Raw genomic sequence first — 19977 nt, forward strand, 5'->3', positions numbered from 1 at the left:
AGCCAAAAACACCGCCGCCCGGGACCGAAGTCCCGGGCGGCGGCGCATTCACCCCGGCCTACGTCCAGGGCTTCCATTTGCCGGTGCCGATCTCAATGTCAAAGGGCTTCGGCAATCGGACGGCTTCTCCGAACTTCCACTCCCCCAACACCTCGTACGCCCCCTCACTCCGGTCCGGCTCGCCGAACAGCGTGACACCGGGCTGCCGCGGATCCCGGTCCACCAGCAGGTAGTACGGCACCCCGGTCCGCGCATACCCGCTCCATTTGGTGGGCTTACCGAATACCGGGCGCCGGTCACTGTGTGCGCTGGGATGCGCGGTGACCTCAGCCACCAAGCTGATCTCGCTTGGACTGAGGTATCGATCCTCTGCCCTTGCCAACAGATCCACCTCAGCGGTTACCACAATGAGGTCGGAGCAGTAGCCATCTCCGATCTCCGCGAGATCGACGCCGACATGCTGCACCACCTGCCACGGGAAACCTTCACCCCCGAGTTCGGCGCGGAACAGCCATTCATGAATGTCCCTGAGCATCAGGGCGTGGTTCACCGGCGGATATGGCGTCACAACGAACTCCCCACCGATCACCTCAACCCGCAGCACTTCGGGTAGCCCCAGCTGTTCATCGAGCTCGCCCCGAACCCAGAGCGCGTAGGGCGATTCGGGCAAGGTCCACTGCCCGAACGCAACAAAAGGCGACATAGCCCCACCTTTGCTGCCCGCTGGCACACATACCGCTGCCACACAAACCTTTCCCTCGAAGGGGAGGTTTGCGCGGCACCAGGTTGACGAAGGCCCGTCCATCAGACGGGTTGAAGCGTGTCCGCCCACCCCTGGGAACGGGTACCTTCCGAGTACGGCCGTGTACCCGGAAGGGGACCAGGATGACGCAGTGGACCGACTACACCACGGGCGAGCGCATCAAGCTGCTACGCGGGCCGGACATGACACAGGAACAGCTTGCCGAAGCATCTGGCCTGTCGGTGGCGACGATCCGCAAGGCGGAACGCAACCTCGGCGGCAGCCTCCAGACGCTACTGCGGATCTCGACCGCGCTGCACGCCGACATCTCGGTGATCCTCGGCCAACAGGCCCCCCGCCGCGCGATGCACGGTGCCGACCGGGCGATGATGCGTGAGCTGTCCCGCGCCGTTCACGACACCGCCGCCGGGGTCGGCGTCGATGTGCAACCCCCGCCCCCGGCCGAACTCGCGGCCGGGCTCGCCTCCGCATGGAAGACCTACCGCTCCGGCGACTTCGTGGGCGCCGGAGTGCGCGTCGCCCCGGCGCTACGCGAAGCCGCCGCCTCGCTGAAAGCCGCTCCGGTCGACCAGGGGAGTGCGGCGGCGGGCATCCTCGCCGACGCCTACCGGCTCGCCGCCTACGTGGCAAACCAGTTCGGCGCCCGCGATCTCGCGTACGCCGGGATCGGGCATGCGCAGCACCAGGCCGACCGCGGCGGGGATACCGTCCGCTCGGCCATGGTCGCATCCGGCCGGTCGTGGATCTACCTGCGGGATGCCCGGCTCGACCAGGCGGAGGAGACCGCCCGCATGTCGTACGAATCCATCGAGCCCAGGTACGGGGACAGAGATCTCGTAATGCTCGCCACCTACGGATGGCACGTGACCTTCGCGGCCGTCGTCGCCGCCCGCCAAGGAGACGTGGACGGCGCCGACGACCTGCTGTCGCAGGGGCATGCGGTCGCGGCTCGGATGGGCCGGGATGTCATGGTGAACGGCACGGCGTTCGGGCCCGCGACGGTCACCGCACAGGCGATCGGCATCTCCGTCTCGACCAGTCGGCCGGGGAGGGCGCTCGGCCTGTTCGATTCGATCGCCGACATGAGCTCGCTCACCCCGTCGGCGCGCAACCGGATGATGCTGGACGTGGCGCTCGCACAAGCCGAGACCCGGCAGTCCGACACCGCCCTGGACACCCTGCTTGAGGTGTGCTCGGCCGCCCCTGGTTGGGCTCGTCATCAGGGATTGCCCGGGGTGATCGCGCAGAAGGCGAGCGCGGGCAGCGCAACTACGGCCAAGCTACGCAAGCTCTCATCGATCCTCGGAACATCCGTGATCATCAACTGAGGACTGATACGCGGCGTATCACCCGGCGCCGGTACGACTTCGGGAAGTGATACACGCCGTCCGTTCACGGACGGTGAGAACTCCGCGACATTGGGCACATGTTGACGCTCCATCACCAGCGCCCTGCGCTCGCCCACGTTCCGTCGAGCCTGGCGACCCTGCGGCTGCCCTACACCCCGGCATCGGCCCTCGCTGCCCGCCGCATGGTCCGCGCCAAGCTCACCGAGTGGAACCTGCCCCACCTGGCCGACGACGCCGAGCTGATCGTCACGGAGCTGGTCTCCAACGCCGCCAAGACCGGTTGCCTGACCGCCATGCGGGTCAGTATCACGCGGGTGACCAACCGGGCAGGCCAGGCCGTACGGATCTCCGTCCGAGACGGCTCCCGCGCCCTGCCGGTCCTGATCGGCGCCGCCCACGACGCGGAGTGCGGCCGCGGCCTGGCCCTGGTCGACCGCCTGTCCGTCGCCTGGGGCGTCGACTTGGACTCGCTCGGCAAGACGATGCGGGCCGACATCGCCGCGGACCGAGCATGAACCCCCGGCACCGGGGCGCGCACCGCGACCCTGTGGGCGACGTGCTCACCGGGCTGTGGGTACTCGGCCACGCCGTCGTTCTCGCTCTCTTGTCGGCTTGATCCAGCACCACGTCCAGGCGGGCCCCATGGACCGGACCGAACCCTCGGAGTCGATTCTCGACACGCCATCGCCTGCCTGATCCCTTTACTCCTGCCCCGGCATCAACGGCACCCCCGGCCCAGGGCGGGGCCAGGCGACTCCGGGTGAACCCCGACAGCCGGAGCCGCCCCTCTTCGCCGGCCTTGGCGACCCGCCGGGCCGGGAACCCCATCGCACCGAAGGGAGATTCGCCGTGCCGCAAACGGCCGTGCCGATCTTGGAGGCCCCTCAGCCTCCACCGCCCCCACCGCCTCCGCCCCCGGCACCACCAGGTCCGCCGAAGCCGCCGTACCCGGGCCGGTAGCCCGATCCGGCCCTCGTCCGGACGCCCTAGCGGCGCCCGGACGAGGGCCGCCCCCCTGCCCCACAGTCGTTGCGCAGCCCCTGGAGGAAATCGTGTCCATCTCCCCCGAGCACGACCCCACGTCTTCCCGGCCCGTCACCATCGCGTTCAGCGGTCCCGACAACGTCGGCAAGACCAAGCAGATCGGCATCCTGGCCCGCCGCCTCGGCCCCGGCGGCCACGCCACCGGGCCGCTGGACGACCACGACCCGCGCTGGGACCGCATCAAGTCCACGGGCATGGGGGCCTGGTGGTTCGAGCGCGGCCCGATGGAGGAGGTGGTCGACGTGCTCGCCAGCTCCTACCTGGAGCGCTCCCGCAGGCCCACCACCGCACCGGTGCGCCTGATGGACCGGGGCATCCCGATGCTGGAAGCCTCGCTGGCAGCGACCGTCGCAGTGCGTGAACGGCTCAGCCCCGCCGAGGCTGCGGAACGGGCCGGCAAGCTGCTGGAGCCCTACACCGCCGACCTGCGCTCCGCTGAGGCCGCCGAACACGGCATCGTGCTCCTCCACGACGACGACCCGGTGATCGGCACCTCCCGCAGCCTCTCCCACGAGCGGCACGTCACCCCGATCTACGCGGACTACCAGCGGCACCTCCACCTGCAGGTGCACCGCCTGGCCGACGAAGGGCGGTGGGCCGAGGCCATCGTGATCGGCGAGCGCCGGGTCGTGGCCGTCCAAGACGAGATTCGTCGGCTTCTGCACCCGATCACCCCGCTCGTGCCGGCTCGCGCCCTGCCAGGGGTCCGGGTGATCGCGCTCGGCGGCATGTCGGAGAGCGGCAAGAGCACGGCGGGCGAGTACCTGCGGGTGAGGCACGGATACGCCCGCCTCAAGATCGGCTACCTGATCGAAGCCACCGCCCAGCCCGCCGGTATCGCCTACCCGTACGAGATCCCGGCCGTGGTGCGGGCTGAGCTGCTGATCGACGGTCTCGACCGGTACTGCGCGGCCCACCACTTCCTCGGCCACGTCACCATCGAGTCGCTGCACGACCAGGATGCGACCACCGAACTTCGAAAGATGCTCGGCGAGCAGCTGACCGTCGTGTACGTCGACGCGACGCCGGAGGTCCGTGCAGAACGCGGCACCGCCGGGCCCGAGGACGTGGTCGAGCGCGACGCCGTCAAAGCCCGTCGCGGGGCTGCCGGGATCGCCGCGCTCGCGCACGAGGTCGTCGACAATAACCGCGGCCGCCTGCACTTGGAGCGCCGCCTCGACGGCATCGCGCTGGCCCACCGCTGGCCGCTGCGGCAGCCGTCCAGCGCGCCGGTCAACACGCTGGGCCTGCCCGTCCATCTGGAGTCCTACCTGTCCGCGCTGCTGGACCGCACAACCTTTCAGCAGCCGCCCGTCATCGACCTCCTCGCGGTCACCGGCAGCGGAGCACGCGGGAAGTACCAGCACGGCTGGTCCGATCTGGACGTCTTCGTGGTCGCCGGGCAGGAGAGCATCCCCGGGATCCGGCGGGCTCTTGCCGAACTCGAAGCCGAACTCGGCGGCGTCAAGCTCGGCCTGACCGTCCTGACCCAGGACGAGTGCCGCACCGGGGCGGTCACCTCCCGACTGCTGCACGTCCTCGCGCTGATCGGCTCAGGCGGCCTCGTGCCGCTGTGGTGCCGCCCTGGTTTGGCCCTGCCCGCCCCGGACGCGGCCAGCGACGTGGCGGCCAGCGTCGAGGCAGGCGTTCAGGCGGCCATCGAGATCCGGCGCCAGCTCCTCAAGGGTGCCCCCGACCTCCGCGCCCTGTTCAAGATCACCGCGCTGCTGGCCAAGGTGATGCTCCGCTTCGAGGGCACCGAGCGGGCCTCCGACGACGACGCGCTGGGCGTCTTCCTCGACCGCGAGCCCGGCGCTGACCCCGGCCTGCGTCGCGAGGCACGCGAACACCGTGACAAAGCGGTCTACTTGGCCAACATCGTCCTGGGCCACTGGCTGTCGACCATCGCCCTGCCCACGAGCCGCGCATGAACGCCCCTGCCACTTCAACGCCGGCCTTCCGCAAGCTCCTCGCCCCGGCCGCTGCGGACGCCGAGGTCCAGGGCTGGCAGGCCATCGCCCACGCACTGCCAGTGCCACGGCTGCTGGGCCGCGGCCAAACAGCCGGCAAGCACGTCGTGGCCTACGAGGACGTGTTCGCCACCGGCCGGTGCAGCATGCTGCTCGGCGACGTCATCTCGACCGCCGACCGCCACCCGAGCACCCTGCCCCGGGTCACCGCGCTGATCGATGCCGTCTGCGACAACCTGCTTGCAGCAGTGGCTGACAGCGGCCGGACCGAGCCGCTGTCAGCCTGCGTGCCCGGCCTCTACCAGGACCGTATTCGCCCCGGAGGTCGGATCGACTCCTGGTACCTGTCCGGTCACCTCGCCGTCCCCGCCCCGCGTACCGACCAGCCGCCGCCGGTGCACACCCTCACGGGCCACATCTTCGTCGTCAACGGCGTCCCGCTGCGGCTCGATCTGCCCGCCATCGTCTGGGAGATCCGTGAAGCGCTCCATCCCGGCCGTACCTGGGTCACCGCCCTCACCCAGGGCGACCCGACCGAACCGAACATCGCCGACCCGCTGTGCTGGCTCGACTTCGAGTACGCCGGACGGAACACGCTCGCCGGTGAGATCGCGACCCTCCTCTGGTACCTGCTCGGCATGGGCGGTTGGCTGGTGCCGACCTACCAGCCCGACGTGTACGCCCGCACCCTGCCGCTGCACCTGCCACCGGTCGCCACCCCGCACCTCGAACACATCGACCACGACGAGCGCCACCGCCGTCTGGAAGTCCGCTACACCTGGCCGGTCGGCGCCGGGCGCCACGCGGCGATCACCCGTCTGCTGGAGCGTGTACGAGCCGACCTCGCCCCGGCCGCCGACCTCAATCCGGATCGGTTCCTCGCCCAGATCCGCCACTTCCTCGCCCTGCGGATCCTCGGCGTGATCCCGCCCGCCCGTCTCACCGGCCACGACCTGCTCCTGCTGCTGGCCAAGCTCGCCGAGACCCAGCACCCCGAGGCCGTCGGCGAGACCTTCGCCCACACCCAGCCCTCACCGGCCACCGGCCCCGATGATTGGACCGACGATGACCGCACTCACGCCGCTTGAACTGCCCATCGCCGTCCTCCCGCTCCAAGGCAGGGTCGCCCTCGTGACCGGCGGGGCCACCGGGATCGGCGCCATGACCAGCCGGGCCCTGGCCGCCGCCGGAGCCACCGTCGCCGTCAACCACCTCGCCCAGATCCGCCAGGCCCGTACCGTCCTCGGCGACGTGCGACGCGAGGGCCGCACCGGCATCGAGGTCAGCGCCGACCTCACCGACCCCAACGCCGTCGCCGCGCTCGCCAGCCAGGTCGAGTCCGAACTCGGCCCGATCGACATCCTCGTCAACAACGCCGGCGCCTACCCCCGCATCCCATGGGACCAGCTCGGCGAAGACGAGTGGGCCCGCGCCATCGAGTCCAACCTGACCATCCACTACCGGACCTGCCGGGCCATCACCCCCGGCATGGCTGAGCGCCGATGGGGGCGCATCGTCAACATCGGCAGTGTCAACGCCCGCACCGGCCGCCCAGGGCTCACCGCCTACAGCACCGCCAAGGCCGGGCTGCTCGGCCTCACCAGGTCACTGGCCAGGGAGCTTGGACCGGACGGAATCTGCGTGAACACTGTCCTACCCGGGGCCATCCAGGTCGAGGCGGAGAACGGCCTGCCCGCCCACCACCGTGCCCGCCCCGAGGACCAGATCCACCGCCAGTGCGTCCAGCGCCGGGGCCGCCCCGAGGACGTCGCCGCCGCGGTCGCCTTCCTCGCCGGACCCAGCGCGTCCTTCATCACCGGCCAGTCGTTGCACGTCGACGGCGGCTGGATCCTTCACTGACCCGCCGTCCCACCGAACAGGAAGCAGGCCACCATGCAGCACCGCGTCCGCGCCGTCCTCCTCACCCCGAACGACACCATGCTGCTGATCAAGCGCATCCGCCCAGGCATCGACCCGTACTGGGTGATCGTCGGCGGCAAGATCGAGCCGACCGACGCCGGCCCCGAGGACGCCCTCCGACGTGAGGTCCACGAGGAGATCGCCGGCGAAGCCGAGATCGTCAGCCTCCTCCACACCATCGAGACGGACGACGAGCGCCAGGACTTCTACCTCGCCACCATCGACAAGTGGAGCTTCGAGGACCGCAGCGGTCCCGAGTTCAGCCAGGAAGGCCGAGGCGAGTACCTCCTGGAGGAGCTCCCCCTCACCACCGAGGCGCTCGACGCGATCAGCCTCCTGCCCCAGGAGATCGCCACCGTCCTACGCGGAGCCGTCGAGCGCGGGGCACTCCTCGCAACCGGAACACCCTTCCCCGGCTCCCGTCACAGCGAGGCCAGCGCCCACTGAGGCGCGGACACACCACTGCCGCACAAACCTTTCCCCCGAAGGAGAGGTTTGCGCGGCAGCGGGTTGACGGAAAAGCCGTCCGTCAGACGTTGAAGCCGAGGGCGCGGAGCTGGTCGCGGCCGTCGTCGGTGATCTTGTCGGGGCCCCACGGCGGCATCCAGACCCAGTTGATGCGCAGGTCCTGGACCAGGCCGTCGGTGGCGGTCTTGGCCTGGTCCTCGATGACGTCGGTCAGCGGGCAGGCCGCCGAGGTGAGCGTCATGTCGATGGTGGCCACGTCGGACTCGTCGATGTGGATGCCGTAGATCAGGCCCAGGTTGACGACGTCGATGCCCAGTTCGGGGTCGACGACGTCCATCAGGGCCTCGGTCAGGTCCTCCACGGACACGGTGCCGGCGGTGGTGCCGACGATGACGACGCCGTTCGGCTGGTCCTCCGCAGCGGAGGGGGTTTCGTCACTCATGGTCTGTCCTCCTCTGCGGGTCAGTCGTTCACGGCGGGGTGCTGGGCGAGCGCCTGGGCGGTGGCGTCCTTCCAGGCCATCCAGCTGAGCAGGGCGCACTTGACCCGGGCGGGGTACTTGGAGACGCCGGCGAACGCGACCGCATCCTCCAGCACCTCCTCGTCGCCCTCGCCCTGGCCCTTGCTCTGCATCAGCTCCAGGAAGGCCTCCTGGACGGTCTGCGCCTCGCCGACGGTCTTGCCCACGACCAGGTCGTTCAGCACCGAGGCACTGGCCTGGCTGATCGAGCAGCCCTGGGACTCGTACGAGACGTCGGCGACCGTCGAGCCGTCGAGCCGCACCCGCAGGGTGATCTCGTCACCGCAGGTCGGGTTGACGTGGTGCACCTCGGCGTCGCCGTCCCGCAGCCCCTTGCCGTGGGGGTTGCGGTAGTGGTCCAGGATGATGTCCTGGTACATCGAGTCGAGCTTCATGTCCTGCCCTGTCCCGTCAGCCGAAGAAGTTCCGGACGTGGTGCAGGCCGTCGATCAGTGCGTCGACCTCGCCCGGCGTCGAGTACAGGTAGAACGACGCCCGCGTGGTCGCCGGAATTCCGTACCGCAGGCAGACCGGCCGCGCGCAGTGGTGGCCGACGCGCACGGCGATGCCCTGCTCGTCCAGCACCTGGCCCACGTCGTGCGGGTGGATGTCGCCGAGGGTGAAGGAGATCGCGGCGCCGCGGTCGACGGCCGTGCGCGGGCCGATGATCCGCAGGTCCGGGACCTCCAGCAGGCGCTCGACCGCGTACGCGGTGATCGCGTGCTCGTGCGCGGCGATCTTCTCCATGCCGATGTCCGACAGGTAGTCGATGGCCGCGCCGAGCCCGACCGCCTGGGCGATCGGCGGGGTGCCGGCCTCGAACTTGTGCGGCGCCGGGGCGTAGGTGGACGAGCCCATGGTGACGGTCTCGATCATCTCGCCGCCGCCGAGGAACGGCGGGAGGTCCTCCAGCAGCTCCTGGCGGCCCCAGAGCACGCCGATGCCGGTCGGGGCGAGCATCTTGTGACCGGTGAAGGCGACGAAGTCGGCTTCCAGCGCCTGGACGTCCAGCACCATGTGCGGGGCGGCCTGCGAGGCGTCGATGACGACCAGCGCGCCGACCGACTGGGCCTTGCGGACGATCGTCTCGACCGGGTTGACGGTGCCGAGCAGGTTGGAGACCAGGGTGAAGGAGACCACCTTGGTCTTCTCGGTGATCAGCTCGTCGATGTCGGACAGGTCGAGCCGGCCCTCGTCGGTGAGCCCGAACCACTTCAGCTTCGCGCCGGTGCGCTGCGACAGCAGCTGCCAGGGAACGATGTTGGAGTGGTGCTCCATCTCCGTGATGACGATCTCGGAGTCGGCGTCCACCCGGTACGGCTCGTCGGCCCAACCGAGCATGTTGGCAACGAGGTTGAGCGACTCGGAGGCGTTCTTGGTGAAGATCACCTCGTTGCGGCTGGGCGCGTTGACGAAGGCCGCGACCTTGTCCCGCGCGCCCTCGTAGAGCGCCGTGGCCTCTTCGGCGAGCACGTGCACGCCGCGGTGGACGTTGGCGTTGTGCCGCTCGTAGTAGGCGGTCAGGGCTTCCAGCACCTGGCGCGGCTTCTGCGAGGTGGCCGCGTTGTCCAGGTAGACGAGCGGCTTCTCCTCGTGCAGCACACGCTGCAGGATCGGAAAGTCCTTGCGGATCGCGTCGGTGTCGAGCAGACCCGTGAACGGATGCGTCACTCGGACGCGCCCCCCTTCACATACGCCTCGTAGCCCTCGTTCTCCAGCTTGTCGGCCAGCTCGGCACCGCCGGACTCGACGATGCGGCCGCCCGCGAAGACGTGGACGTAGTCGGGCTTGATGTACCGCAGGATGCGGGTGTAGTGGGTCACCAGCAGGGTGCCGACCTCGCCGGTCGAGCGGACCCGGTTGATGCCCTCGGAGACGATCCGCAGCGCGTCGACGTCCAGGCCGGAGTCGGTCTCGTCGAGGATCGCGATCTTCGGCTTGAGGAGCTCCAGCTGGAGGATCTCGTGGCGCTTCTTCTCGCCGCCGGAGAAGCCCTCGTTGACGTTGCGCTCGGCGAAGGCCGGGTCCATCTGGAGGGCAGCCATCGCCTCCTTGACCTCCTTCACCCACAGACGCAGCTTGGGGGCCTCGCCGCGGACGGCGGTGGCGGCGGTGCGCAGGAAGTTGCTCACCGAGACGCCCGGGACCTCGACCGGGTACTGCATGGCCAGGAAGACGCCGGCCTTGGCGCGCTCGTCGACGGACATCTCCAGGACGTCCTCGCCGTCCAGCAGCACCGAGCCGCCGGTGACGGTGTACTTGGGGTGGCCGGCGAGCGAGTAGGCCAGGGTGGACTTGCCGGAGCCGTTCGGACCCATGATCGCGTGGGTCTCGCCCTGCTTCACGGTCAGGTCGACGCCCTTGAGGATCTCGCGCGGGCCGTTCTCGGCCTCGACGGAGACGTGCAGGTCGCGGATTTCAAGCGTTGCCATGGGTACTCAGGACTCCTGGTTGACGGAGACGAGCACATCGTCCCCTTCGATCTTTACGGGGTAGACAGCGACCGGCTTGGTGGCGGGCAGGCCGGAGGGCTTGCCGGTGCGCAGGTCGAAGCTGGAACCGTGCAGCCAGCACTCGATCATGCAGTCCTCGACCTCGCCCTCGGAGAGCGAGACGTTCGCGTGCGAGCAGGTGTCGTTGATCGCGAACACCCCCTCGTCGGTGCGGACGACGGAGACCGGCACGCCGTTGAGGTCCACGCGCTTGGGCACGTCCTCCTGGAGGTCGCTCAGCGCGCAGGCACGGAGGAAGGTCATCTGGATCAGACCGCCGCTTCCAGCTCGGCCTCGATCTTCTCCATCAGCTGGTCCTGGATCTCGGCGACGCCGATCTGCTGGACGAGTTCGGCGAAGAAGCCGCGGACCACCAGGCGGCGGGCCTCGTCGGCCGGGATGCCGCGGGAGCGCAGGTAGAACAGCTGCTCGTCGTCGAAGCGGCCGGTCGCGGAGGCGTGGCCGGCGCCGACGATCTCGCCGGTCTCGATCTCCAGGTTGGGGATCGAGTCGACCCGGGCGCCGTCGGTGAGCACCAGGTTGCGGTTGAGCTCGTAGGTGTCGGTGCCCTCGGCGGCGGCGCGGATCAGCACGTCGCCGACCCAGACGGCGTGGGCGTCCTGGCCCTGCAGCGCGCCCTTGTAGACCACGTTGGAGCGGCAGTGCGGGGTGTCGTGGTCGATGACCAGACGGTGCTCCAGGTGCTGGCCGGCGTCGGCGAAGTAGAGGCCGAACAGCTCGGCCTCGCCGCCGGGCGCGGCGTAGCTGACCCGCGGGTGGATCCGGACGACGTCGCCGCCGAAGGTGACGACCACGGACTTCAGCGAGGCGTCCCGGCCGACCAGCGCGGTCTGCTGGGCGACGTGGACGGCGTTGCGGTCCCAGTCCTGGACGGAGACGAAGGTGAGCTTGGCGCCGTCGCCGACGAGCAGCTCGACGTTGGCGGCCCGGGTGCCGGTCCCGGTGTGGTTGATCACCACGACGGCCTCGGCGAACGGCTTGACGTCGACCACCACGTGGGCGAAGCGGGTGCCGCCCTCGCCGTGCACGTCGATCTTGACCGGCCCGGTGAGCACCGCGTCCTGGGGGACGGTGACCACGAGCGCCTGCTCGAAGGCGCTGAACGCCTGCGCGGCGACCCGGTCGACGGGCTTGCCGGCCTTGCCCAGGCGGGCGTCGTCGCGGCCGACGGTCTCGGCGGTGACGCCGTCCGGCAGGCTCAGCTCGACCTTGTCCTCGCCCTTGGCCGCCTCGGCGGCGGTGCCGTCGTGCAGGCCGCCCAGGCGGTGCATCGGGGTGAACCGCCAGTCCTCCTCGCGGCCGGTGGGCACCGGGAAGTCGCCGACCTCGAACGAGGGCTTGACGGCGACCCGGGCGTCGATCGGCTGCTGGACGGTGGCGCGGCCGGTGCCGGGGCCGGCGAGCTGGGCGCCGGCGCCGGCGGTGCCGACCTCGATCGACCCGGCGGTGGTGGAGCCGGTGGTGGTGTTGACGTCAGCCATGGCTGTCGTAGTGCTCTCTTCCTCGAAAAGCTCGAAAAGTCGGTGGGCGGTCAGCGGCTGGACGTCAGCCGACCGCACCCTCCATCTGCAGCTCGATCAGCCGGTTGAGCTCCAGCGCGTACTCCATCGGCAGCTCGCGCGCGATCGGCTCGACGAAGCCGCGGACGATCATCGCCATCGCCTCGAACTCCGTCATGCCCCGGCTCATCAGGTAGAACAGCTGGTCCTCGCTGACCTTGGAGACCGTCGCCTCGTGGCCCATGGACACGTCGTCCTCGCGGACGTCCACGTACGGGTAGGTGTCCGAGCGGGAGATGGTGTCCACCAGCAGCGCGTCGCACAGCACGTTGGACTTGGCGCCCTTGGAGCCCTCGCCGATCTCGATCAGACCGCGGTAGGAGGTCCGGCCGCCGCCGCGCGCCACCGACTTGGAGACGATGTTGGAGGAGGTGTTCGGCGCCATGTGCACCATCTTGGCGCCGGCGTCCTGGTGCTGGCCCTCGCCCGCGAAGGCGATCGACAGGGTCTCGCCCTTGGCGTGCTCACCCATCAGGTAGACGGCCGGGTACTTCATGGTGACCTTGGAGCCGATGTTGCCGTCGACCCACTCCATGGTCGCGCCCTCGTACGCCACGGCGCGCTTGGTGACCAGGTTGTAGACGTTGTTCGACCAGTTCTGGATGGTCGTGTAGCGGCAGCGGCCGCCCTTCTTGACGATGATCTCCACGACCGCGGAGTGCAGCGAGTCGGAGGAGTAGATCGGCGCGGTGCAGCCCTCGACGTAGTGGACGTACGCGTCCTCGTCGACGATGATCAGCGTCCGCTCGAACTGGCCCATGTTCTCGGTGTTGATCCGGAAGTAGGCCTGGAGCGGGATGTCGACGTGGACGCCCTTGGGCACGTAGATGAACGAGCCGCCGGACCACACCGCCGTGTTCAGCGCGGCGAACTTGTTGTCGCCGGCCGGGATGACGGTGCCGAAGTACTCCTTGAAGATCTCCGGGTGCTCGCGCAGCGCGGTGTCGGTGTCCAGGAAGAGGACGCCCTGCTCCTCCAGGTCCTCGCGGATCTGGTGGTAGACGACCTCGGACTCGTACTGGGCGGCGACACCGGCGACCAGGCGCTGCTTCTCGGCCTCCGGGATGCCCAGCCGGTCGTAGGTGGCCTTGATGTCCGCGGGCAGGTCCTCCCAGGACTCGGCCTGCTTCTCGGTGGAGCGGACGAAGTACTTGATGTTGTCGAAGTCGATGCCGGAGAGGTCGGAGCCCCAGGTCGGCATGGGCTTCTTGCCGAACAGCTTCAGGCCCTTGAGACGCAGGTTCAGCATCCACTCGGACTCGTTCTTCTTCGCGGAGATGTCGCGGACGACCTCCTCGCTGAGCCCGCGCTTGGCCGCGGCACCGGCGGTGTCCGGGTCGGCCCAGCCGTACTCGTAGGTGCCCAGGCCCTCGAGCTCGGGGTGCGAAACGGTGTCAGTCATGCGAGCTTCCTAACGCGCGGACGCTGAATCTTCGGTGGACGTACCGGCAGTCGGCACTGCATCGGAGCCGCGGCCCGCGGAACGCCGGGCAGGCGACGATGCGGCACCGGGTGCCGGCACATAGGTGGTGCAGACCCCGTCGCCGTGGGCGATGGTGGCCAGCCGTTGCACATGGGTGCCCAGCAGCTGGGAGAAGACCTCGGTCTCCGCCTCGCAGAGCTGCGGGAACTGCTCGGCGATGTGCGCGACCGGGCAGTGGTGCTGGCAGAGCTGGGCGCCTGCCGGGGCCTTCGCCACGGCCGGCGGGACCCGCCGCACCGTGGCAGCGTACCCGTCCGCGCTCAGCGCCTGGGCGAGCGCCTCGGTGCGCTCCCCCGCCTCGGCCAGCCGCAGGAGCTCCAGGTACCTCTCGCCCTGCTTGCCGAACCGGGCCCGGGCGAAGGCGGCGACCGCCTCCTCGCCCGCCTTGCCGCCGCCGACCGAGTCGGAGATCCAGCGCAGCGCGTCGGCGGCGAGCTGGTCGTACGCCTGGTAGAAGGCGTCCCGGCCACCGTCGGTGAGGGCGAAGACCTTGGCCGGGCGGCCCCGGCCACGGCTGCCGTAGACCCGCTGTTCGCGGGACTCGACCAGGCCGGCGGCGGCTAGTCCGTCCAGGTGGCGGCGGACGGCGGCGGCGGTGAGGCCGAGCCGGGTCGCCAGGTCGGCGGCGGAGGAGGGGCCGTGGTCGAGGATCGACCGGGCGACCCGGTCCCGGGTGGCGCGGTGGCCCTCCAGCAGCACCTCGGCCGCCGTCACGGGCACGTCGCACCCGGGGGCCGACTCGGCCTCCTGGGGCGTGGCGTGCTCGCGCATGTTTTTCACAACACCAGTGTTGCGTAATTACTTCCGACAGGACAAGCCGTGATGCAGGCCTCACTCGTGTCATCTGTCACGCAGGTAAGCCTTACCTGACCTGCAAAAACGATCATCGAGGGCGCCGTCCGGGCCCGGCGTCGGGGCCTCTTACACTCGCCGGTATGCACTCCGAACCCGCGGTGAAGATCGCCGGGCTGGTCAAGCACTACGGCGACAAGCCCGCGGTGGACGGCCTCGACCTCACCATCGCACGCGGCGCGATCACCGCCGTCCTCGGCCCCAACGGCGCCGGCAAGACCACCACCATCGAGACCTGCGAGGGCTACCGCCGCCCCGACGCCGGCACCGTCCGCGTCCTCGGCCTCGACCCGGTCGCCCAGAACGCCGCGCTGCGCCCCCGGATCGGCGTCATGCTGCAATCGGGCGGCGTGTACGCGGGCGCGCGCGCCGTCGAGATGCTGCGTCACACCGCCGCGCTGCACGCCCACCCGCTGGACGTCGACGCGCTGGTCGAACGGCTCGGCCTCGGCTCCTGCGGCCGCACCGCCTACCGGCGCCTGTCCGGCGGCCAGCAGCAGCGGCTCGCCCTGGCCATGGCCGTGGTCGGCCGCCCCGAGCTGGTCTTCCTGGACGAGCCCACCGCCGGACTCGACCCGCAGGCCCGGCGCGCCACCTGGGAGCTGGTCCGCGACCTGCGCCGGGACGGAGTCACCGTGGTCGTCACCACCCACCACATGGACGAGGCCGAACAGCTCGCCGACCAGGTCGCCGTCATCGACCGCGGCCGGGTGATCGCCACCGGAAGCCCCGAGGAGCTGTGCCGCGGCGGCGCCGAGAACGCCCTGCGCTTCGACGGCCCGCCCGGGCTCGACCTCGGCCCGCTGCTCAAGGAACTGCCCGAGGGCGCCACCGCCACCGAGACCACCCCCGGCGGCTACCGCGTCGAGGCGCCCGTCGACCCGCAGCTGGTGGCCACCGTCACCGGCTGGTGCGCGGCCTCCGGCGTCCTGCCCGAACGGCTGTCCGTCCAGCGCCGCAGCCTCGAAGACGTCTTCCTCGACCTGACCGGACGGGACCTGCGCTCGTGAGTACGACCACCGACTACTCCCCCAAGCCCGGCGCGGCCCCGGTCGGCCGGATGCTGCTCGCCCAGACCGCCTTCGAGACCAGGATGCTGCTGCGCAACGGCGAACAGCTGCTGCTCACCGTGGTCATCCCGACCGTGCTGCTGGTGCTGTTCTCGGCCGTGGACATCGTCGCGGTGGACGGGCCCGGCAAGCGGGTCGACTTCCTGGCCCCCGGCCTGCTCGCGCTGGCCGTGATGTCCACCGCCTTCACCGGGCAGGCCATCGCCACCGGCTTCGAGCGCCGCTACGGCGTGCTGAAGCGGCTCGGCGCCAGCCCGCTCCCGCGCTGGGCGCTGCTGACCGCCAAGACCGGCTGCGTCCTGGTCACCGAGGCGCTGCAGGTCGCGCTGCTGTCCGCGATCGCGCTGGCGCTCGGCTGGTCCCCGCACGGCAACCCCCTGTCGGTCGTCGCGCTGCTGGTGCTCGGCACCGCGGCCTTCTCCGGCCTGGGCCTGCTGATGGCCGGCACGCTCAAGGCGGAGGCCACGCTGGCCGCCGCCAACCTGGTGTTCATCCTGCTGCTGCTGGCCGGCGGGGTGATCGTGCCGCTGAGCAGGTTCCCCTCGGCCGTGCAGTCGGTGCTGGAACTGCTGCCGATCTCCGCGCTCTCGGACGGCCTGCGGTCGGTCCTCCAGCACGGCGCCGGGGTGCCCTGGTCCGACCTCGGCATCCTGGCCGGCTGGGCCGTTCTCGGCCTGGCCGCCGCGGCCCGCTTCTTCCGCTGGGAGTAGCCCCGGCCCCGCACGTGAACCGCTACGTGCATGAGGCCGCACGCGCGTGAGGCCGCCCCGCACGGGAACCGCCCCCCGGCCGCTTCGGCCGGGGGGCGGTCTCACGTCACCGACGGAACGTCAGCTCTGGCTGCCGCGACGCTTGCGGGCCAGCAGGACGAGCGCGCCACCGACCAGCAGCACGCCGCCGCCGGCCGCCGCGATCATCGGGGTGGCGTCGTTGCTACCGGTCTGGGCGAGCGCCGGGCCACTGGTGGTGGGCGTCGGGACCGGGGTCGGGGTCGGCGTCGCGGTCGCGGTCTTGCTCGCGGTGGGCGAGGCCGACGGAGGCGGCGTCTTGGTGGGCGTGGGGGTGGGAGTCGGCGTCGGAGTCGTGGTCTGCGACGGGGTCGGGGTGGGAGTCGGGGTCGAGGTCTTGGTGGGCGTGGGAGTCGGCGTCGGAGTCGGCGTGTGGCACGGCTCGATCGTCTTGGTCTCGTTGATGTTCCAGCCCTTTTCGTTGGGCGTCTCCGTCGTGTTCACCACGAGGTTCGCCTTGACGGGGGCCGTGTGGTCCTTCACCGGGAAGGTGCCGTGGAACTCCGCGGGGAAGGCCTTGGCGTCCAGGACCTTCTCGCCGTCGATGGTGAGGCTGACGGTGTTCTTCACGTCGGGCTTCGGGCTGTAGTTGATCAGATCGATCACGATCTTGTCGCAGGTCACCGACCAACTCGGCACGTGCGCCGAGGCGTTGGTTGCCAGCGCCAGAGGCAGGAGAATTCCGGCCGCTGCCGTCCCGGCGAGTGCCGCCGCGCCGATCCGCATGTGCCGCTGCTGTCGCGCCATTTACGCTGTTCCCCTCAGAACGGTCTTGCGCAGCAGGCGTGTTGAAGGTTTCGCGGTGGCCCGCTACGACTGTCCGGGGGACTCTACCGGCACTCCCGCACCTCTCCACACCCCGCCGTACGACCGAATTTCGTCTGTTGGTCCGTCGTCTGATGTGTATGACCAGCCCATCACAGCTGCCACCTCGCGGAACGCGGATTCGGCAAACTTGAATGAACTTCGTCACCTGACTGAAATACGTGCGCCCTCGGTGATCAGGTTCAATCACCGAGGGCGCAGCACCGGTCGACCGGCGAAATGATCAGGCCTTCTTCGCCGCCCGACGCCGGGTGACGACCACGATCGCGCCACCGGCCGCGAGCACCACCGCGCCGCCGATCGCCAGCGGCACGACGGGCCCGGAACCGGTGTGCGCGAGGTTGCCGCCCGCGTTCGCCTGGGCGGACGGGCTCGCCGAGGCCGAGGCCGAGACGGCCGGCACACCCGCCGAGGCGGTGGCCGACGGGCTGGCCGAGGCACCCGCGCTCGGCTTGCCGCTCACCGGGGCGGAGGGCGTGGCCGAGGGGCTCGCCGAGGTCCCGGGGGTGGCCGAGGTGCCGGGAGTCCCGGGCGTGGTGGAGGCCGACGGCGTCCCGCTCGGCACCACCGGCGGCACGGTGGGCGTGGTGGACGGCGTCGGGACGACGATGCCGGGCAGGCAGCCGGCGAACGGGTAGTGGTGCGTCTCCGCCCCGCCCTTGCCGGTCAGCGAGGCCGCGATGACCGAACCGTTGACCGGGCCGCCGCTGCCGAGGTCGAAGGCGGCGTTCGGCGCCAGCACGGTGCCGGCCCAGGCGGCCTTGCTGCTCTTGACCACCTTGGTCGCGGTGGGGAAGTTCCACAGCAGCTTGGCGCGGATCGCCCCGCCGGCCGCGCTCTGCAGCTTGTCGTCCAGGACGAAGGACGCCTTGGCCTCGTCCCACAGGTGGAAGCCGGTGGTCCCGGCGGCCGCCATGTCGTACGAGCCGCCGGTCACGGTGACCACGGTGACGGAACCGGCCGGCACCTTGAGGAAGACGTCCTTGGCGCCCTGGAGCTTCGCGGCGTCGACGGTGAAGCTGTTGTACTTCGCGTCGCCGCCGGTGAACGTGAGCTTGGCGCCGTCGGCCTGGACGGTGGCGCCGGCGGTCTGCGGCGCGGCGGCCAGCGCGGTGGCGGCGGCGCGCAGCTTGGCGAACTCGGCCTTGAAGTCGATCGGGGAGGCGCCCTGGGCGGTGGCGCCCTGGTGGGCCTGGACGACGGCGCCGTCGGCCTTGGAGCCGTAGACGCCGTTGCCCTTCATCACCTGGGTGTTGTGGCCGGTGATGCGGCCGGCGACCACCAGCGCGTTCTTGCCGGGCAGGGCGTCGACCTCGGCGGGGGTCAGCTCCTGGCCGACCGAGAAGCCACCGGTGAAGTCGGCGTTGCCGCCCACCGCGACGGCGCCCTCGGCGTCGGGGGTGTGGGTGTCGTCGCCCTCGATGAACTCGCCGTAGAGGTTGGCGACCCCGAGGCTGCGGCACTCCTGGCCGGGGTCGGCGGCGTGGGCGGCGGCGGGGGCGATCAGGCCGGCCAGTGCGAGCGAGCCGCCGACTGCGAGCGCGGCGGCGGACGTGGGTATGCGCATGTGCAGGTCTCCGCTTGTGCGGGAGGAGTGGGAGAGGTCCGAAAAAGGTATGGACCAATCCGCACTCTTTCGGCCTCACCGGTGATTGGTCAAGACCAATGACCGCCTTGACCGAAGAGTCCGGTTTGCACCCCATCCGGCCCGGTGCGGGCGGCGCCCGCGCGGCACCCGCGCCCCGCCCCAAGATCGGCTGTAAGGCCGCCTACGATTGACCCCGTGCCTAATCCCTTCTCCCTGCTCGCCGACCGCTGGCAGCCGTCCGCCGTGATGGTCCGGCGCGCCGCGTTCGCCGCGCTGGTGATGAGCGTGGTGATCGTCGTCACCGGCGGCGCCGTCCGCCTCACCGCCTCCGGCCTCGGCTGTACGACGTGGCCCCGCTGCACCGCCGACAGCCTGACCCCGACCGCCGAGATGGGCTTCCACGGCGTCGTCGAGTTCACCAACCGGATGCTCACCTACGTGCTGAGCGCCGCCGTCGGCTGGGCCATCCTGGCCGCCCGCTGCCACCGCCCGTGGCGGCACAGCATGACCAAGCTCGGCTGGGCGCAGTTCTGGCTGGTGATGAGCAACGCGGTGCTCGGCGGCATCACCGTGCTGACCGGCCTCAACCCGTACACCGTCGCGCTGCACATGATCGCCGCGATGGCGCTGGTGTGGGTCGCGCTGCTGATGTGGGAGCGGTCGAAGGAGGGCGACGGCACCCCCGAGCTCGCCGTGGCCCGCCCGATCCACCAGCTCTCCTACGTGCTGGTCCTGGTCGTCGGACTGCTGGTCGCGGCCGGCACCCTGGTCACCGGCGCCGGCCACCACCCGGGCACGCCGAAGGACAACAAGATCGTCCCCCGGATCCCGATCGACTACGACAGGCTGGCCCAGTTCCACGCCGACCTCGCGTTCGTCTCGGTCGGCCTGACCATCGCGATGATCTTCGTCTTCGCCGCCATCAAGGCCCCGCCGGCGGCGAAGGCCCGCACCAGGGAACTGCTGGCGGTCCTGCTCCTCCAGGGCGTCCTCGGCTTCATCCAGTACTTCACGGACGCCCCCGAGCTGATGGTCGGCCTCCACATGCTCGGCGCCACCCTCACCTGGATCGCCGCCCTCCGCATCCCCCTCGCCCTGCGCACCCGCGCCGACGAGGCCCCCGCCCCCGAGCAGTTGCCCGCACAGACCCCACAGGCTGCCACCGTCTGAACCTCGTCGAAGGCCCCCATCCTCCTTAGGTTCTAACGGTCCTCGCAACACCCGCGATCTGTGGGAGTTGCGAGGACCGTTAGAACCTAAGCCGG

The 19977-nt window shown here is 70.4% G+C and carries 20 protein-coding genes; 9 read left to right on the forward strand and 11 right to left on the reverse strand.

All coding sequences use genetic code 11. From position 1 onward, the window contains the following. Positions 1-58: 58 nt before the first annotated feature. Positions 59-703: a Uma2 family endonuclease gene (locus AB0O19_RS08285; RefSeq protein ID WP_363618684.1), complete on the reverse strand. Its 645-nt coding sequence runs from the start codon at positions 701-703 to the stop codon at positions 59-61. A 182-nt stretch (positions 704-885) separates the two neighbouring features. Here AB0O19_RS08285 and AB0O19_RS08290 point away from each other — a divergent pair, with 182 nt between their 5' ends. The 6 genes from AB0O19_RS08290 (at position 886) to AB0O19_RS08315 (ending at position 7493) form a co-directional block, all read left to right on the forward strand. Next, a complete protein-coding gene (locus AB0O19_RS08290) occupies positions 886-2091 on the forward strand; it encodes a helix-turn-helix transcriptional regulator (protein WP_363618686.1) in 1206 nt (401 codons plus the stop codon). A 98-nt stretch (positions 2092-2189) separates the two neighbouring features. Then, a complete protein-coding gene (locus tag AB0O19_RS08295) occupies positions 2190-2627 on the forward strand; it encodes an ATP-binding protein (protein WP_363618688.1) in 438 nt (145 codons plus the stop codon). Positions 2628-3164: 537 nt separating this feature from the next. Next, positions 3165-5087 carry a nucleotidyltransferase domain-containing protein gene (locus tag AB0O19_RS08300; protein WP_363618690.1) on the forward strand — a complete coding sequence of 641 codons (1923 nt, stop codon included), beginning with the start codon at positions 3165-3167 and terminating at the stop codon, positions 5085-5087. Beyond that, on the forward strand, positions 5084-6214 hold the full coding sequence (locus tag AB0O19_RS08305; RefSeq protein WP_363618692.1) for a hypothetical protein: 1131 nt from the start codon (positions 5084-5086) through the stop codon (positions 6212-6214). The genes AB0O19_RS08300 and AB0O19_RS08305 overlap by 4 nt, the downstream gene beginning before the upstream one ends. Next, positions 6192-6986 (forward strand): 3-oxoacyl-ACP reductase FabG, encoded by a 795-nt coding sequence (gene fabG, locus AB0O19_RS08310; RefSeq protein ID WP_363618694.1) that lies wholly within the window; start codon positions 6192-6194, stop codon positions 6984-6986. The genes AB0O19_RS08305 and fabG overlap by 23 nt, the downstream gene beginning before the upstream one ends. A gap of 33 nt (positions 6987-7019) precedes the next feature. Then, the gene (locus tag AB0O19_RS08315) at positions 7020-7493 is read left to right on the forward strand and encodes an NUDIX domain-containing protein (protein ID WP_363618696.1); all 474 of its coding nucleotides are present in this window, start codon (positions 7020-7022) and stop codon (positions 7491-7493) included. 82 nt (positions 7494-7575) lie between these two features. On the opposite strand, the gene AB0O19_RS08320 is transcribed toward AB0O19_RS08315, so the two are convergent. From AB0O19_RS08320 to AB0O19_RS08355, 8 genes are all read right to left on the reverse strand, one after another. Further along, positions 7576-7956, reverse strand: a complete 381-nt coding sequence (locus AB0O19_RS08320) for a metal-sulfur cluster assembly factor (protein ID WP_350880450.1) — start codon at positions 7954-7956, stop codon at positions 7576-7578. Between the two features lie 20 nt (positions 7957-7976). Next, the gene (sufU, locus tag AB0O19_RS08325; protein ID WP_063349529.1) at positions 7977-8429 is read right to left on the reverse strand and encodes a Fe-S cluster assembly sulfur transfer protein SufU; all 453 of its coding nucleotides are present in this window, start codon (positions 8427-8429) and stop codon (positions 7977-7979) included. Between the two features lie 16 nt (positions 8430-8445). Further along, on the reverse strand, positions 8446-9705 hold the full coding sequence (locus AB0O19_RS08330) for a cysteine desulfurase (protein WP_350880453.1): 1260 nt from the start codon (positions 9703-9705) through the stop codon (positions 8446-8448). Continuing rightward, on the reverse strand, positions 9702-10466 hold the full coding sequence (gene sufC, locus AB0O19_RS08335) for a Fe-S cluster assembly ATPase SufC (protein ID WP_030290237.1): 765 nt from the start codon (positions 10464-10466) through the stop codon (positions 9702-9704). Before sufC ends, AB0O19_RS08330 begins: the two co-directional genes overlap by 4 nt. 6 nt (positions 10467-10472) lie before the next feature. After that, a complete protein-coding gene (locus tag AB0O19_RS08340; RefSeq protein ID WP_063349526.1) occupies positions 10473-10790 on the reverse strand; it encodes a bifunctional 3-phenylpropionate/cinnamic acid dioxygenase ferredoxin subunit in 318 nt (105 codons plus the stop codon). 5 nt (positions 10791-10795) lie between these two features. Next, positions 10796-12028, reverse strand: coding sequence for a Fe-S cluster assembly protein SufD (gene sufD / locus AB0O19_RS08345; RefSeq protein WP_363618698.1), 1233 nt, complete (start codon positions 12026-12028; stop codon positions 10796-10798). 64 nt (positions 12029-12092) lie between these two features. Further along, positions 12093-13508: a Fe-S cluster assembly protein SufB gene (gene sufB, locus AB0O19_RS08350; RefSeq protein ID WP_063349524.1), complete on the reverse strand. Its 1416-nt coding sequence runs from the start codon at positions 13506-13508 to the stop codon at positions 12093-12095. Positions 13509-13517: 9 nt separating this feature from the next. Further along, the gene (locus AB0O19_RS08355) at positions 13518-14360 is read right to left on the reverse strand and encodes a helix-turn-helix domain-containing protein (protein WP_350880459.1); all 843 of its coding nucleotides are present in this window, start codon (positions 14358-14360) and stop codon (positions 13518-13520) included. Positions 14361-14524: 164 nt separating this feature from the next. On the opposite strand from AB0O19_RS08355, the gene AB0O19_RS08360 reads away from it, so the two are divergent. Both AB0O19_RS08360 and AB0O19_RS08365 read left to right on the forward strand, forming a co-directional pair. Beyond that, positions 14525-15451 carry an ABC transporter ATP-binding protein gene (locus AB0O19_RS08360; protein ID WP_363580457.1) on the forward strand — a complete coding sequence of 309 codons (927 nt, stop codon included), beginning with the start codon at positions 14525-14527 and terminating at the stop codon, positions 15449-15451. A gap of 50 nt (positions 15452-15501) precedes the next feature. Beyond that, positions 15502-16221: an ABC transporter permease gene (locus tag AB0O19_RS08365; RefSeq protein WP_363580676.1), complete on the forward strand. Its 720-nt coding sequence runs from the start codon at positions 15502-15504 to the stop codon at positions 16219-16221. Between the two features lie 120 nt (positions 16222-16341). On the opposite strand, the gene AB0O19_RS08370 is transcribed toward AB0O19_RS08365, so the two are convergent. Both AB0O19_RS08370 and AB0O19_RS08375 read right to left on the reverse strand, forming a co-directional pair. Then, on the reverse strand, positions 16342-17046 hold the full coding sequence (locus tag AB0O19_RS08370; protein ID WP_363618700.1) for an LAETG motif-containing sortase-dependent surface protein: 705 nt from the start codon (positions 17044-17046) through the stop codon (positions 16342-16344). A 301-nt stretch (positions 17047-17347) separates the two neighbouring features. Then, the gene (locus tag AB0O19_RS08375) at positions 17348-18691 is read right to left on the reverse strand and encodes a choice-of-anchor A family protein (RefSeq protein ID WP_363618702.1); all 1344 of its coding nucleotides are present in this window, start codon (positions 18689-18691) and stop codon (positions 17348-17350) included. A gap of 267 nt (positions 18692-18958) precedes the next feature. Between AB0O19_RS08375 and AB0O19_RS08380 the strand changes: the two genes are divergently transcribed. Then, the gene (locus AB0O19_RS08380) at positions 18959-19882 is read left to right on the forward strand and encodes a COX15/CtaA family protein (RefSeq protein ID WP_363618840.1); all 924 of its coding nucleotides are present in this window, start codon (positions 18959-18961) and stop codon (positions 19880-19882) included. Positions 19883-19977 lie beyond the last annotated feature (95 nt).

Origin of the sequence: Kitasatospora sp. NPDC091276, assembly GCF_040684355.1 — a bacterium.
In the GTDB taxonomy this organism is placed as follows: domain Bacteria; phylum Actinomycetota; class Actinomycetes; order Streptomycetales; family Streptomycetaceae; genus Kitasatospora.